The organism is Niveispirillum lacus, from assembly GCF_002251795.1.
Classification (GTDB): Bacteria; Pseudomonadota; Alphaproteobacteria; order Azospirillales; family Azospirillaceae; genus Niveispirillum; species Niveispirillum lacus.
In genome coordinates this window covers 39,818-54,379 of record NZ_NOXU01000011.1, presented here as the reverse complement: position 1 = coordinate 54,379, position 14,562 = coordinate 39,818, and the positions used below count along the sequence as shown (strand labels likewise).

The window sequence follows — 14,562 nt, the reverse complement described above, 5'->3', positions numbered from 1 at the left end:
AGGCGGGCTGCCACTCATCCCAACCGTGACAGATCTTCTGCCACGTCGACATCCAGGAGTACGCCTGCATCCTCCACCGCGACCTCGCACACGCGGTCGGCATGGGTGGTCAACAGGGCACGCGCCCCCCTGTCGCCGGTCAGGCTCCGCATCTCCGGGATATAGGACACATCCCACAGGACCGGATTGCCACGCTGCCCCTGACAGGTTGGGATGATGATGGCCCGCCCCTGGTCGGGGCTGTAGGCTGCGACCATCCGGTTGATGATGGCCGGCGTGACAAGTGGCATGTCACCCAGCAGGATCAGCACACCATCAATATCATCGGGCAGTGCCGCCAGCCCGGCCTTCAGGGTGGCGGCCATCCCGTCTGCATGATCGGATGCATGGGCATAATCAAGGGCAAGACCGTCCAGCGCTCGCCGGACCTCGCCATCCTGGTGGCCGGTGACCAGCGTGACCCCGGCCAACTGTGCCGAAAGGGCCGACTTCGCCACATGTCGGACCAGCGGTTCCCCACGCCATTCGCGCAGCAGTTTGTTGGCGCCACCCATCCGTCGGCCAAACCCGCCGGCCAGCACAATACCATGGATACGCGGTGCCTGCGGGAGGGCGGTGGCCAGTGCCCGGGGCAACGGCCGTCCGGCAATCTCTGCCAGCAGGCCGCCGACTCCCATGCCCATGATCGCGGCCGCATCGACCGGGAGGCCCGCCCCCAGGCGCTGCAGGACCCAATCCACCCCATTCAGTTTGGGCGAGCGTGCACAGCCCGGCAACCCCAGGACGGGCCGACCGTCCAATGTTCCCAACAGCAGCAGATTGCCGGGATCAACCGGCATACCCACATGCAGGACGGTTCCTCCTGCGGCCTCGATTGCAGCCGGGATGACATCGCGGCGGTCGGTGATGGCGGACGCCCCGATGATCAGCAGGATCGCCCCCTCGGCCGTGCGCAGCGCCCCGGCCAAGGGTTCCACCGCATGCGCCACCCGCACGTCCCCCAGCAGGGTGCCGCCAATGCCGGCCATACGGGCGGCGGTGACGGCGACACTCTTGTCCAGGACGGACGGCTTGGTGCCGGGCAATACCGTCTGGATCAGGCCTGCCGACAGACCGGCCCAAGGTGCCAGCGACACCGGCCCGTTTCCGGCCAGCATCCATTCCAGGTTGGAAATAATGCTTTCCGGCACCCCGAAGGGGATGATTTTGATGGTGGCCAGCATCTGGCCTTTCAGCACAGGCGTGTAGGGCGGAACGGTGGCGATGGTCACCGCCTCATCCACGCGGTTCAGCGCGTTAATGGTCGCAGCATCAATGACGGCGATGCCATCACGGGCGGCAAACAGGTTGACGCGTCCGGTATGGGCGGCACTCACCATCAGGTTCGCGCCTGCTAGTCGGGTGGCAAGGCGCGATGCCGCTGCGTCCTCACCCACATCGCCCTCTTCCAGCCGTGCCACGGTGATCGTTTCGATACCGGACAGGCGTAGTTGCGCCATATCGCTGGCGCTGATAACCCGCCCTTTGGCGAAACGGCTTCCGGCATGGTGAACACCATGCGCCAGGATCGCGCCAAGGGCATCAGCCACCGGGACCACACCGAACCACATGGTCAGTCGGCCTTCCATTTATGGCCACGCAGGCAAAGGATGATGTCGGCCAGGATCGACACCGCGATTTCTGCGGGGCTGACGGCGCCGATATCCAGGCCCACGGGGCCGTGAATGCGCTCCAGCCGATCGTCGGCCACCCCTTGTGCGCGCAGACGCTGCAATCGGGCCGCCTGGTTTTTCCGTCCGCCCAGAACCCCCACATAGAAGGCATCGCTGGCCAGCGATGCGATCAGCGCCGGATCGTCGAACTTAGGGTCATGGGTCAGGGCAACGACCGCCGTGCGTGCGTCGGGTTTCAGCGTCGCCAGGGCTTCATCCGGCCATTCAGTTACCAGATCGGTGTCGGGGAACCGGTCCGGGGTGGCAAAGGCGGCACGGGGATCGATGACCACGACGTCGAATCCGGCCAACCGCGCTGCCGGCACCAGTGCCTGTGCCAGATGAACGGCGCCGATGATCAGCAACCGGTTCTTCGGGGGAAAGACATTGATGAAAAAGCGCCCGTCGTAGAATTCCACGATCCCGCGCCGGTCTGCGCGGATGGCATCGACCACCTGTGGCAGGAATTCATCTTCCAGCCCCGCATCCCCCTGCTGCCGACCCTCGATATCGACCAGGGTCTGCAGCCCAGACCCCAGATCGGTGACCAGGGCCACGGCGCGGCGTTCGGCCAGGGCGGTGCGCAAGGCGTCGAAAACCCGGCCCTTCATTGGATTGGCTCCACATAGATCTCCAGCTTGCCCCCACAGGCCAGGCCGACCTCCCAGGCCATTTCATTACTGATGCCAAAGGACAGGAATCGCGGTTCGCCATCGCTTAGCACTTTGGCCGCTTCCAGAGCCACCGCCCCCTCAACACAGCCGCCCGATACCGATCCTGCCATGGCGCCGGTGGCTGAAACGGCCATCAGGCTGCCAACCGGGCGGGGGGCAGACCCCCAGGTGGCGATGACATGGGCCAGGGCAACCGCGATCCCATCGGCGCGCCAGCCGGCGGCCTGGGTCAGAATGGCTTCGTTATCGTCACGGATCATATGGCAACTACCTGGAAACGAGGCTTATGAGATGGGCACATGGCGGGGCGATGTCACGCCTCCTCGCTCATAATCCGGGCAAAAGCGGCGAAAAATTCGTCGGCCAACTTGGCTGCCGTGCCCTGGATCAGGCGGGCACCCAATTGCGCCAGCTTGCCCCCAACCGCGGCCTCCGCCTTGTAGCGCAGAACAGTACCGCCGTCGGGTGCATCGGCCAGTGTGACCGTGGCGCCGCCCTTACCGAAACCGGCAGCACCGCCCTGCCCTTCACCGCTGATGCGATAACCATTGGGCGCATCCATGTCGTAAAGGTGAACCTTGCCAGCGAAGCGGGCGCTGACCGGCCCGATTTTCAGCTTCAGCTTGGCAGTCATTTCGGTATCGGACAGCTTGTCCAGCTCTTCACAGCCCGGAATGCATCGCAGCAGGACGGCAGGATCATTCAGCGCCGACCACACCCGGTCGCGTGATGCGGGGATGGCATATTCGCCTTCCATATCCATGGATCGTTCTACTCCCTGCCAACGTTGCAGCGCACCCTGCCACAAAGATGCAGCAAAAGGAAAATCCGGTGTGCAGTATGGTTGCGCGCCGCAGGAATATTCTGAAAGATCGCTGCTGAACCACGGGGGCACCGGACTGCCCCCGACGCAGGGCGTTCAATCCGGCGCCGGTGCGGTAAAGACAAACGGGAGGATGCGACATGGTGATGATGGATCGGCGTCAATTCGGACGGCTCGGGCTGGGAACGGCCGCCGCAGCGCTGGGCGGTGCCGTGCCTGTCCTGGCACAGGCGCCGCGTTTCGTCACCATCCTGACCGGCGGCACCAGCGGGGTTTATTACCCCTTGGGTGTGGCCCTGTCGCAGATTTATGGCAAGGCCATGCCACAGACCAAGTTCAGTGTTCAGGCGACCAAGGCTTCGGCAGAGAATTTGAACCTGTTGCAGGCCGGCCGGGGTGAATTGGCCTTCACGCAGACCGATACGCTGGTCCAGGCCGTGCGCGGCGATGCGGAGGTCGGCTTTGCCAAGCCGCTGGACAAGCTGCGCTCCCTGGCCGTGATCTATCCCAACTACATTCAGATCGTGGCGTCGAAAGCATCGGGCATCCGCTCTCTGGCTGATCTGAAGGGCAAACGTGTTTCGGTGGGGGCACCCAAATCAGGCACCGAACTGAATGCACGTGCGGTGGTCAAGGCCGCTGGCCTGACCTATGGCGACTTCGCCAAGGTAGAGTACCTGCCCTTTGCCGAAAGTGTGGATTTGATGAAGAATCAACAGCTTGACGCAACCCTGCAATCGGCAGGGTTGGGTGTGGCGTCGCTGCGCGATCTGGCCAGTGCCATTGATATCACGGTGGTGCCGGTATCGGCGGAAACCGTTGCGCGCATCGGTGAGGCGGTCTATCGCTCCGCCATGATCCCTGCCAACACCTACAAGGGCCAGGATGCTGATGTGCCCACCGTGGTCACCGGCAATGCTTTGGCAACCCATGATGGTCTGTCGGACGCCGCCGCCTATCAGATGACCAAGTTGATGTTTGAAAACCTGGATGTGATGCAGTCGGCCCATGCCGCCGCCCGACAGATTGCCCTGTCCAAGGATGCGGCCACGGAATTCGCGCCCCTGCATCCGGGGGCGAAACGGTTCTATCAGGAAAAGGGGTTGTTGTGACGGACGCGTAGGTCAGGTCGGGACCGACGCCTCGCCCTGGCATTGTTGGAGTGAATGCCTGTTCTGTCAGCACGCGGCACATGCCGCGATCTGGCCTACGGTTTGATCGAGGTCCCCTTTATGACCAAAACCCTGGATATTGACGAAGACGCGATCCGCCGTGCGGTGGAAAAGGATGATCCGACCTCGGCGATCAGGCGGCTGTCCGCTGGTCATCGCCGGATCATCTTTGTGATCGGTGTTGCCTTCGCTCTGTTCCAGCTCTGGACCGCCACCTTCAACCCGCTCTCCAGTCTGGTGGTGCGGTCGGTGCATGTCGGGTTCCTGCTGCTGATGGCGTTTCTGTTAATCGGTGCGCGTGATGGCGCAACCCGGGATCGGGTGCCGTTCTATGACTGGTTGTTGGGCGGGCTCGCTTTTGTGCTGGGCCTGTATCATTGGATCTTTGAACATGATCTGATCCTGCGGTCGGGCACGCCGACCAGTTTGGATCTCTGGGTCGGGGCGTTGAATACGGTGCTGGTGGCCGAGGCCGCGCGCCGCATCATGGGTTGGGGGCTCCCGCTTCTGTGCTTGGCTTTCATTCCCTATGCGATGTTCGGACCATTCATGCCGGACCTGTTGGCCCACCGCGGTTATGATCTGGACCAGGTGATCGAACAGTTGCATTTCTCGACCGAAGGCATTTTCGGCACACCGACCTTTGTCTCTTCGACATTCATCTTTCTGTTCATCCTGTTCGGGGCCTTTCTTGAAAAGGCGGGGGTCATCCAGTTGTTCAACGACCTGTCCATGGCGCTGGTCGGGCGCCGGTTGGGCGGGGCGGCGAAAGTGTCGGTGGTATCGTCGGGCTTCATGGGCATGGTCAACGGGTCGGGTGTGGCCAATGTCCTGACTACGGGACAATTCACCATCCCGATGATGAAACGCTTTGGGTATTCCGCGAAATTCGCTGGCGCGCTGGAGGCGACGGCCAGCATGGGCGGGCAGATCATGCCGCCCGTGATGGGGGCTGCGGCCTTCATCATGGCGGAAACCCTGGGTGTCTCCTACCTGGAGGTCTGCAAGGCTGCCGCCATCCCGGCTATCCTGTATTTTGTCTCCGCCTACTGGATGGCCCATCTGGAAGCTGCGCGCGCCGGCCTGCACGGCTTGCCGGACAGCGAGTGTCCAAAGTTATGGCCGTCGCTGCGCCGGGGCTGGCACCTGCTGCTGCCGCTGGTCGCCCTGGTCACGTTGCTGCTGTCGGGCCGCACCCCGCTGTTCGCCGGGGTGGTGGGCATTGCCGGGACGGTGGTGTTGATGATGGGCTTGGCGCTGGTGGCACAGATCGGGCCGGTGGCGCTGCGTGTGGCCTTCTGGCTGGGCCTCGGGCTCGGCGCCTGGGGCCTGACTGAGGCGGGCCTGCGCACGGAACAGATGGCCATGCTGGTGATTATCCTGCTGGCCCTGCCCTGTTTCCTGTTCCGGTCCGGACGTGATCTGATGGTCGCGCTGACCGACGCGCTGGCCGATGGGGCGCGGGCGGCGGTGGCGGTGGGTATCGCCTGTGCCCTGGTCGGCATCCTGATCGGCATGCTGACCCTGACCGGGTTGGCTTCTGGTCTGGCGGGGATCATTGTGGATCTGTCGGGCGGTAACTTGCTGTTGGCCCTTTTGCTGACCATGGTGGCCTGCATCATTCTGGGGACCGGCCTGCCCACCACGGCCAATTACATCATCACGGCGTCCATCGCGGCGCCGGCGCTGCAGCAGTTGGGTGTCCCCCTGATCGTCAGCCATATGTTCTGTTTCTATTTCGGCATCATGGCCGACCTGACACCGCCGGTGGCGCTGGCGGCCTTGGCAGCCTCGCCCATTGCTCGCGCGGGGCACATGGAAATTGCTTGGCTGGCCACGCGCATCGGCATTGCCGGTTATCTGGTGCCGTTCATGGCCGTCTTTGATCCGGCCTTGATGCTGCAATCCGGGGATTGGCTGGATACCGCCTACATGGTGGTGAAAGCATTGGTCGGAATTGGCATGCTGGGGATCGTCACCATTGGCCACTACAAGACCAAGCTGAAATGGTGGGAATTGGCCTGGGCCTTCACGGCGGCAGCGCTGCTGGTGCTGGCCATGCCATTGACGGATGAGGCGGGTTTTGCCCTGGCGGCGCTGTTCGTCGGCCGTCAATATCTGCGCGGTCGCCGTCTGGCGACGGTCTGATGGGCAAAACAGCCGTTCTGATGTTGTGCCTGATCGCCGGTGACCGGACGCCTGTACCGGTTCCGGCTGACCATTTCACCCTGTCCTGGACCCATTCGATCGAAAAGGTGGAATGGCGGGAGGAATACCGCGTCACCGCCGCCGGTCTGATCCTGGAACGATCATGGGTAAAGGGCAGCGGCGTGGGTATGGAACCCGCGCCCGATGCCAAATTGATCAATGGCTGGTGGGTTGGACATCCCCGACTGCCGCCCCTGCCGGACCTGACTCTGGCGGCCAGTCATCATGTCGGTGACTATATGCTGTGCGCGCGGGACCGCTGCTCTCCCGTTCGGGACTGGCTTGGCCAGCCCGCGGCCGGGCCAGAACTGGGCCCGGTACGTTTGGTCGCATGCCCACCCCGCGACTAATAACGGTTTGCAAAGCCTTGTCTGGCATCCTAAGTATGAAGGATACGTGACCCTGACGGGTTGTGGGACAAGGTGGAAGGCGTCGGCCCCCGAATGGATACGACGATCAGCGACAAGATGATCCGTGACCCCGCCGGGCGGAACCGTCAGGCCGGCTGTCCGCCGCAGGATATGGCCGCCCCCCGACGCGCGCCGCTGCCGCTTCCGTCCCTGTCGCTGAACCATGTCAGCCATCATTATGGCGCCAAACAGGCCCTGAACGATGTATCGCTGTCGGTGGCACCGGGGGAGATTGTCTGTCTGGTGGGGCCGTCGGGCTGCGGTAAGTCCACGTTGCTGCGCCTTGCGGCCGGGTTGGAGACCCTCCAGCAGGGGAGTATCGCCATTGCCGGGCAGACGATTGCGCAACCCGGCGCCTCCTTGCCGCCGGAACGGCGTGGAATCGGGCTGGTATTTCAAGATTACGCCTTGTTCCCGCATCTGAACGTGCTGGACAATGTCCGCTTTGGGCTCAGCCGTCTGCCGACGGCGGAACGTGATGCGCGGGCGTTGGCCGCCCTGCAACAGGTGGGCATGGACGGTTTTACGCGTTCCTATCCGCACGCCTTGTCGGGCGGCCAACAGCAACGGGTGGCCCTGGCCCGCGCCATGGCGCCGCGACCGGCGGTCCTGCTGCTCGATGAACCGTTTTCTGGCCTGGACACCCGTCTGCGGGAGACAGTGCGGGATGAAACCCTGCATGTGCTGAAGCGCAGCGGCGCCGCCACCATGATCGTCACCCACGATCCGGAAGAGGCGATGTTCCTGGCCGACCGTATTGCCTTGCTGCGCGACGGTAAGCTGGTGCAGGTGGGGTCGCCAACGGCGCTCTACACCAAGCCTGCCGATGCATTTGCGGCCAGTTTTTTTGGCGAGGTGAACCACTTGTCGGGTAAGGTTCATCAGGCCCGGGTTGACACGCCTGTCGGATGCCTGACGGTGCCGCATCTGGATGAAGGCGCAGCCGTGGACATCCTGATCCGACCAGAGGCTCTGCGTTTGACCCTGGCGGCCGACGGCGATGTGACGGGCGTGCCCAATCTGGCATTGGTGGAGGCCTCCCGGCTGCTGGGCCGGACCAGTCTGGTCCATCTCTGTGTGACCGACCGCGACGGCGTGCCGCACCATCTGCATGCCCGCGCTCCTGGCCATTTCCTGCCTGAAGATGGCAGCCATGTCTCGGTAACACTGGAACCGCGGCAGGCGTTCGTGTTTGCAAGGACCTGATGCTGCGGCACCGGATGGCTAACGCCCTGGTGGGGTTGGGTTGTGAGCCGGCTGCATTGCGGCCACCGGGGCTTTCTGCCATGATCCCGCGCCTTTCCGGTGGTTCGGGCAATGGCTTCCCTTGTCAGGCGGAGTAAAGATCATGGGTGGTTTGGGCGTTTGGGAGATCCTGGTAATCCTGGTGATCCTCCTGGTCATTTTCGGCGCCGGCAAACTGCCGAAGGTCATGGGGGATCTCGGTTCCGGAATCCGTAACTTCAAGGCCAACCTGTCCGACCCCAACAAGGCCGAACCGGACGCACCGCCCCCCGCCAAGACCGACGACGCGCCGAAGGCCTGAGGCATCATGTTTGATATCGGCTGGTCGGAACTATTGGTGATCGGGGTGGTGGCGCTCATCGTCATTGGCCCCAAGGACCTTCCCAAGGCACTGAGTACGCTGGGAAAATGGATGGCCCGTGCCCGTTCGATGGCCCGCGAGTTTCAGAACAATGTCGATGATATGGTTCGACAGGCGGAATTGGACGAACTGCGTGAACAGGTGCAGAAGGCGCGCAGCTTCAATCTGACGGACGAGCTGGAAAAAAGCATCGACCCGGATGGCGGCATGCGCAAATCCCTGGCTGTCGAGGATTTCACCAGTCCGGCGCAGAACAATCCGGCACCGACCCCTGTGGCGGCCCTGGTCGATGCCAGCGGGGAAGACATTGCCGATCTTGCTAGTGCGGCCCTGGCACCGGCGCCCGCACCGGTACCATCTTCAGGACCCCACCCCGCACCGGTGGCGAAGCCCATCACGGGCACCCCCGCACCGGATGTGGCTTCCGCCAAACTGGCGGCGGCCTCGGTCAGTGCTGAACCTTCCCTGCACACGGACCCCAGCAAGGATAAGACGCCGTGAGCGAACCGACCCAACAGGATGAGCTGGATGCCGGCAAGATGCCGCTGCTCGAACATCTGATCGAGCTGCGCAATCGGCTGATGTGGAGTGGCGGCGCCCTGATCGTGGCCTTCCTGGCCTGCTTTGCCGTGGCGGAGCATATCTATCAATTCTTGATGCATCCGCTGGTCGATGCTTTGGGCACCAGAGCGGCCGACCGTCGTATGATCTTCACCGCCCCGCAGGAGTTTTTCCTGACCCAGGTGAAAGTGGCCTTCTGGGCCGGGGCCATGATTGCCTTTCCCATCATCGCTTCCCAGGTCTGGAAATTTGTGGCGCCCGGCCTTTACAAGCACGAACGCAAGGCCTTCCTGCCCTTCCTGGTGGCGACCCCGGTGTTGTTTTCCCTGGGCGCCGGTCTGGTCTATTTCTTTATCATGCCTATGGCATTGAAGTTCTTTTTGGGGTTTGAGGTGGAAGCCACCGCTACCACCCTGGCCGTTCAGGCGGAAACCCGCGTGGCGGATTACCTGTCGCTGATCATGGCGCTGATCTTTGCCTTCGGTCTGGCCTTCCAGTTGCCGGTGCTGTTGACCCTGATGGCACGGGTCGGATTGGTCACGGCCGATGGTTTGGCATCCAAGCGGCGGTATGCCATTGTCATTATCTTTGTCGTCGCCGCCATCGTGACGCCGCCTGACGTGATCAGCCAGATCGGTCTCGCTATCCCCCTGCTGCTGCTTTACGAAGTGTCGGTATTCATGGCCCGGCGCATCGAAAAGGGCCGGGCCGCACGCGAAGCAGCGTTAGAAAACTAACATCAGACCAACGTCAGACCCGGTGTGATTAATCGACCTGTTACCGTGGGGGGAATGGGTCGAAATCCACTTGCATGGCCAGGGCGCGCAGGTCGTCCAGGTTCCCATTGCGGGTGGTTAGCATAACAATGCCATCAATCCCGGCGGGGATCTGTATCTGATACAGCGGCACCTTGGCTTCCGGATAGGCGGTGACAATAGCCTTCTTGCCATTTACCACTTCCACCGTTCCATTGGGCGGCAGAGTGCTGGGCACTTTGATCGACCCCATAACGGCCTTGTACAGGGTCGGACTGCGGGCGGCCCCGACCACGATCTGGATGTTGCCCTTGCGATAGGTGGCTTCGGCCGTGGCAACTGAATACATGGGCAGCGCGCCGGTGGCGACGCGGACATCGCTCATATCCCAGCCATCGGGATCATCGGGCAACACCGCTTTCATCTGACGATTGGGTTCCAAGCCCAATTGCGCCATCGCCGGCAGGGCGGGCGCCAGCGATAGCGGGGCAGCCAGCAAGGCAAGCGTAAAGGCGAGGGCAGAACGACGCATGAAACCTTCTCCGTCAATTGACACAAGCGGACCGGGGGCGGTAATCACACCGCCCCCTGCCCTCGGACCTGGGGTCAGCCTTCGTAATGCGTGGCGACCAGCTTATCCAGCAACCGCACACCAAAGGCCGTGGCGCCCTTAGGCACCATGCCCTTGTCGGCCTTGGCCCAGGCCGTGCCGGCGATGTCCAGATGCGCCCACGGCACCTTGTTCACGAAACGCTGCAGGAACTGGGCCCCGATGATGGAACCGGCGTTCATCGGGCGGCCAATGTTCTTCACATCGGCTACGTCGCTGTCGATATCCTTGTCATAGGCGGGCGACAGCGGCAGGCGCCACAGCTTCTCACCCGTCTTCAGACCGGCCTCGGTTAGCTTGGCGGCCAGGTCATCGTCGTTGGAGAACAGGCCGGCATGTTCATTGCCCAGGCTGACGATGATGGCGCCGGTCAGGGTGGCCAGATCGACCATGAATTTGGGCTTGAACTGATCCTGGCAGTACCAGAGCGCATCAGCCAGCACCAGACGGCCTTCGGCGTCGGTGTTCAGCACCTCGATCGTCTGGCCCGACATGGTGGTCACCACATCGCCCGGACGCTGGGCATTGCCATCGGGCATGTTTTCGGCCAGGGCGACGACGCCGACGGCGTTGACCTTTGCTTTACGGCCGGCCAGTACCGCCATCAGACCGATGACTGTGCCAGACCCGCCCATGTCCCACTTCATTTCATCCATGTTGGCGGCGGGCTTGATGGAGATACCACCGGTATCAAAGGTGATGCCCTTGCCGACAAAAGCGACCGGCGCCTCGTCTTTAGTGCCACCGTTCCACTTCATGATCACCAGACGCGGCGGGCGCACCGACCCCTGACCCACGCCGAGCAGCGCGCCCATGTTCAGCTTCTTCATCTTCTTCTCGTCCAATACCTCGACCTCAAGGCCCAGCTTGGACAGGTCGACGCAGCGATCGGCCAGCGTTTCCGGGTAGATGACATTCGGCGGCTCCGACACCACGTCACGGGTCACGAAAATGCCGTCGGCCACCTTTTCCAGCTTATCCCAGACCTTCTTGGCGGCCTTGGCAGCGTCGGTCTGCACGGTGACCTTCTTTACCGACGGCTTTTTATCGTCGGCCAGGGTCGTGCGATATTTGTCAAACCGGTAGGAACGCAGCAGGGCACCGAAGGCCACTTCGGCGGCCAGTTCACCGGCGTCGCCCGTCACCCCCTCATGTGTATCCAGGGCGATGGCCAGATCGGTCTCACCACTGTTCTGGGCAGCCGCATAAGCGGCAGCGCCGGCATTGTTGGCAGCATTGGCATCGACCGCATCAGCCGCGCCGACACCGATCAGCAGCAGCCGCGATACGTCCAGCCCCGACGGCGCCACCAGCGACAGCACTTCTTCCGCCTTGCCCTTGAAACGGCCTTGTTCCATGGCACGGGTCAACTGACCACCGGTCTTTTGATCCAGTTCGCGCCCCAACGCGCCCAGCGCGCGGTCAGCAGCAACAGTGACAGCCAGGATGCCAGATTTCGGCGTGCCGGGCGAAGCGAAGGCGATTTTCATTCCGGGGCTCTCTTATTGTCTTGTACCGGCGTCACAATGGCGCCGGCGGTTGTGTGCATGGCAAGGAGTCGATAAAGAACAGCCACGTATCCATGTCAAGGTCAGCTAAGCAGATTTTCCGAACGCCACCCCATATGGGCGGGTGCAAAAACTCTGCTAAACCATCCAGTCAGCAACCTCCTCCAGGCAGAGACCGGTCTGGCATGATCTGAACAGGCTGCGGGGGGCCATAATCGGTCATTCCGCCACGAACAGGACGCAATCACACGCTACGTGCTTGGCAATATGTGGGGCGAACAGGCCCCGGCTCATTTGGGAAATGATGTCACAGATCAACCGCTATCTTCTGCGCAACCTGTTCCTGGCCACCCTCGTGGTCACCGGGGGGCTGTCGGCTGCCATCTGGCTGACCCAGTCGCTGCGTCTGGTGGAACTGGTGGTTGAGGGCGGGGCCGGATTCGGGGCCTTTGCCCATCTGGCCATCCTGTCGTTTCCCACCTTTCTGCCGGTGCTGCTGCCCTTTGGTGTCCTGTCGGCCGTCCTGTTCACCTATAGCCGGCTTGCCCAGGACAGCGAACTGGTGGTGATGCGGGCTGCCGGGATGGGGCCGATGGCTTTGGCCCGCCCGGTATTGATTTTGGCGGGGCTGGCGACCCTGCTGTGCTTCGTCCTGTCTGTTTATCTGGGGCCCGCCGCCCAGCGCAGCCTCGTGGCCATGCGGCAAACGGTGCGCAGCGATATGTCCGCCGCCTTGCTGCGCGAAGGGACGTTCAACGAACTGTCCGATGGGCTGACCATCTATGTTCGTGACCGGCTGCCCGACGGCACCTTGCAGGATATCCTGATCCATGATGCGCGGACCGATGGCCTGACCACCACCATTGCGGCGGCCAGCGGCACCCTGAACGATGCCGATGGTGTGCCCCGTGTCCTGGTCTTTGATGGGATGCAAAGCAAGTTCACCATGGCCACTGGCCGCACCGAATGGTTAGAGTTCGAACGCTACGCGGTGGATTTGCAATCTTTGCGGCGTGAATTGCCGGTTCGCTGGGTTGAACCCCGCGAACGGCCCTTGGCTGACCTATGGACACCAAACGCGGATGACCCAACCGACCGGCGCTTTGCTGGCCGTCTGCGGGCGGAATTGCATAATCGCCTCGCCTCCCCGTTCCTGGTTCTGTCCTTTGCTGTGATCGCGTTGGCGGCGCTGCTGCCGGGGGAGTTTTCCCGCCGGGGCAATGGGCGGCGGATCACGGCTGCGGCGGTTGGTGCCCTGCTGTTACAGGCTGCTGTCCTGGGTATTGTCAGCTTGATTGGCAAGGTCCCGGTCCTGGCGGGTCTGCTTTACATCCTGGTGCTGGCGCCCGTGCCACTGGGCCTCTGGTATCTGCGGCGCGAGACTTGGTCCCGCCAGCGTTGCGAACCGGGAAGGGGGTGAGTGATGCGCCTGTCTTCCACCTTTGCCCTTTATATCGGTCGTCAGTTTCTGATCTGGTTTGCGGCAGGCCTGTCGTCCCTGCTGGCGCTGGTCTATTTGTTGGATACGGTTGAACTGTTGCGTCGTGCGGCCAACCGCCCGGAGGCAACATTTGATATCGTTGTTACCATGGGGCTGCTGAAACTGCCGGAAATCGGACAGGAAGTATTCCCCTTCGTCGTGCTGTTCGCGGCGATGTACACGTTCTGGCGCCTCACCCGTACCCATGAACTTGTGGTGGCGCGGGCCAGCGGCATCAGTGTCTGGCAGTTTACCGCACCGGTTCTGGCCTGGGCGGCCATCATTGGCATGGTGCTGGTCACGGTCCTCAATCCCATCTTCGCCGCCATGCTGACCCGGTATGAGCGGATGGAAAACCGATATCTGCGGGGGCAGACCTCCTCCTTGGATGTGGGTCGGTCCGGCATCTGGCTGACACAGTTGACACCGGAAGGGGCCTATCGCATCCACGCGGAGTCGGTGGTCCCCGGTACGCTGGAGCTGCGCCGCGTCATGGTCCTGCTGTCCGTGCCGGGTCAACGCCTGTCGGCGCGGCTGGATGCCGCTTCGGCAGAATTGGTGCCCGGTTACTGGAACCTGACAGAGGTCTGGTACAACAAGCCTGGCGTGTCGGCACAGTTCCTGGCCCGCTATCAACTGCCCACAGATCTGACGGAACAGCGTATTCAGGACAGCTTTGCCAGCCCCGATACCCTCTCTTTCTGGGAGTTGCCGACCTTTATCCGCACCCTGGAACTGACGGGCCTGTCACCGGTTCGACACCGGCTGCATTGGCACAGTCTGCTGGCCCAACCAGTGCTTTACGCCGCCATGGTGCTGTTGGCGGCTGCCTTCTCCCTTCGGCAGATGCGCGGCGGCGGCACCCTGACTCTGGTCGGGGCGGGCATTGTCACCGCCTTGCTACTATTCATTGTGAAGGATGTGATCATGGCCCTCGGCATGTCCGGGTCGGTTCCGGTTCTGCTGGCGGCCTGGGCCCCTGCCGGTGTAACCGTCCTGCTTTCCGTTGCTGCCTTGCTGCACACGGAGGATGGATAAACAGC

At 62.6% G+C, this 14,562-nt stretch carries 15 protein-coding genes; 9 read left to right on the top strand and 6 right to left on the bottom strand.

Annotated elements, in window-relative coordinates:
• Nucleotides 1-14: 14 nt before the first annotated feature.
• The 4 genes from CHU95_RS00705 to CHU95_RS00690 are packed head-to-tail and all read right to left on the bottom strand — an operon-like array spanning nucleotide 15 to nucleotide 3,149.
• Nucleotides 15-1,628, bottom strand: a complete 1,614-nt coding sequence (locus CHU95_RS00705; RefSeq protein WP_245837772.1) for an NTP transferase domain-containing protein — start codon at nucleotides 1,626-1,628, stop codon at nucleotides 15-17.
• A complete protein-coding gene (locus CHU95_RS00700; protein WP_094452712.1) occupies nucleotides 1,613-2,323 on the bottom strand; it encodes an XdhC family protein in 711 nt (236 codons plus the stop codon). The genes CHU95_RS00705 and CHU95_RS00700 overlap by 16 nt, the downstream gene beginning before the upstream one ends.
• Nucleotides 2,320-2,646 carry an XdhC family protein gene (locus CHU95_RS00695; RefSeq protein ID WP_094452710.1) on the bottom strand — a complete coding sequence of 109 codons (327 nt, stop codon included), beginning with the start codon at nucleotides 2,644-2,646 and terminating at the stop codon, nucleotides 2,320-2,322. The genes CHU95_RS00700 and CHU95_RS00695 overlap by 4 nt, the downstream gene beginning before the upstream one ends.
• Before the next feature lie 53 nt (nucleotides 2,647-2,699).
• A complete protein-coding gene (locus CHU95_RS00690) occupies nucleotides 2,700-3,149 on the bottom strand; it encodes an SRPBCC family protein (RefSeq protein WP_094452708.1) in 450 nt (149 codons plus the stop codon).
• Between the two features lie 200 nt (nucleotides 3,150-3,349).
• On the opposite strand from CHU95_RS00690, the gene CHU95_RS00685 reads away from it, so the two are divergent.
• From CHU95_RS00685 to tatC, 7 genes are all read left to right on the top strand, one after another.
• Complete coding sequence (locus CHU95_RS00685) at nucleotides 3,350-4,321, top strand: TAXI family TRAP transporter solute-binding subunit (protein ID WP_342744685.1); 972 nt, start codon at nucleotides 3,350-3,352, stop codon at nucleotides 4,319-4,321.
• Nucleotides 4,322-4,441: 120 nt separating this feature from the next.
• On the top strand, nucleotides 4,442-6,529 hold the full coding sequence (locus CHU95_RS00680; RefSeq protein ID WP_094452750.1) for a TRAP transporter permease: 2,088 nt from the start codon (nucleotides 4,442-4,444) through the stop codon (nucleotides 6,527-6,529).
• Nucleotides 6,529-6,939: a DUF1850 domain-containing protein gene (locus CHU95_RS00675; protein ID WP_207762329.1), complete on the top strand. Its 411-nt coding sequence runs from the start codon at nucleotides 6,529-6,531 to the stop codon at nucleotides 6,937-6,939. Before CHU95_RS00680 ends, CHU95_RS00675 begins: the two co-directional genes overlap by 1 nt.
• A gap of 93 nt (nucleotides 6,940-7,032) precedes the next feature.
• Complete coding sequence (locus CHU95_RS00670; protein ID WP_245837770.1) at nucleotides 7,033-8,205, top strand: ABC transporter ATP-binding protein; 1,173 nt, start codon at nucleotides 7,033-7,035, stop codon at nucleotides 8,203-8,205.
• A 142-nt stretch (nucleotides 8,206-8,347) separates the two neighbouring features.
• Complete coding sequence (gene tatA, locus CHU95_RS00665; protein ID WP_094452706.1) at nucleotides 8,348-8,545, top strand: twin-arginine translocase TatA/TatE family subunit; 198 nt, start codon at nucleotides 8,348-8,350, stop codon at nucleotides 8,543-8,545.
• 6 nt (nucleotides 8,546-8,551) lie between these two features.
• The gene (tatB, locus tag CHU95_RS00660) at nucleotides 8,552-9,106 is read left to right on the top strand and encodes a Sec-independent protein translocase protein TatB (protein WP_094452704.1); all 555 of its coding nucleotides are present in this window, start codon (nucleotides 8,552-8,554) and stop codon (nucleotides 9,104-9,106) included.
• Nucleotides 9,103-9,903, top strand: a complete 801-nt coding sequence (tatC, locus tag CHU95_RS00655) for a twin-arginine translocase subunit TatC (protein ID WP_245837768.1) — start codon at nucleotides 9,103-9,105, stop codon at nucleotides 9,901-9,903. Before tatB ends, tatC begins: the two co-directional genes overlap by 4 nt.
• A gap of 40 nt (nucleotides 9,904-9,943) precedes the next feature.
• On the opposite strand, the gene CHU95_RS00650 is transcribed toward tatC, so the two are convergent.
• Both CHU95_RS00650 and CHU95_RS00645 read right to left on the bottom strand, forming a co-directional pair.
• Entirely contained in the window at nucleotides 9,944-10,453 is a 510-nt protein-coding gene (locus CHU95_RS00650; RefSeq protein WP_094452702.1) for a hypothetical protein, read from the bottom strand.
• A gap of 74 nt (nucleotides 10,454-10,527) precedes the next feature.
• On the bottom strand, nucleotides 10,528-12,021 hold the full coding sequence (locus tag CHU95_RS00645) for a leucyl aminopeptidase (protein WP_094452700.1): 1,494 nt from the start codon (nucleotides 12,019-12,021) through the stop codon (nucleotides 10,528-10,530).
• A 319-nt stretch (nucleotides 12,022-12,340) separates the two neighbouring features.
• Between CHU95_RS00645 and lptF the strand changes: the two genes are divergently transcribed.
• Both lptF and lptG read left to right on the top strand, forming a co-directional pair.
• The gene (gene lptF / locus CHU95_RS00640; protein ID WP_094452698.1) at nucleotides 12,341-13,459 is read left to right on the top strand and encodes an LPS export ABC transporter permease LptF; all 1,119 of its coding nucleotides are present in this window, start codon (nucleotides 12,341-12,343) and stop codon (nucleotides 13,457-13,459) included.
• Between the two features lie 3 nt (nucleotides 13,460-13,462).
• Nucleotides 13,463-14,557 carry an LPS export ABC transporter permease LptG gene (gene lptG / locus CHU95_RS00635; protein WP_094452696.1) on the top strand — a complete coding sequence of 365 codons (1,095 nt, stop codon included), beginning with the start codon at nucleotides 13,463-13,465 and terminating at the stop codon, nucleotides 14,555-14,557.
• Nucleotides 14,558-14,562 lie beyond the last annotated feature (5 nt).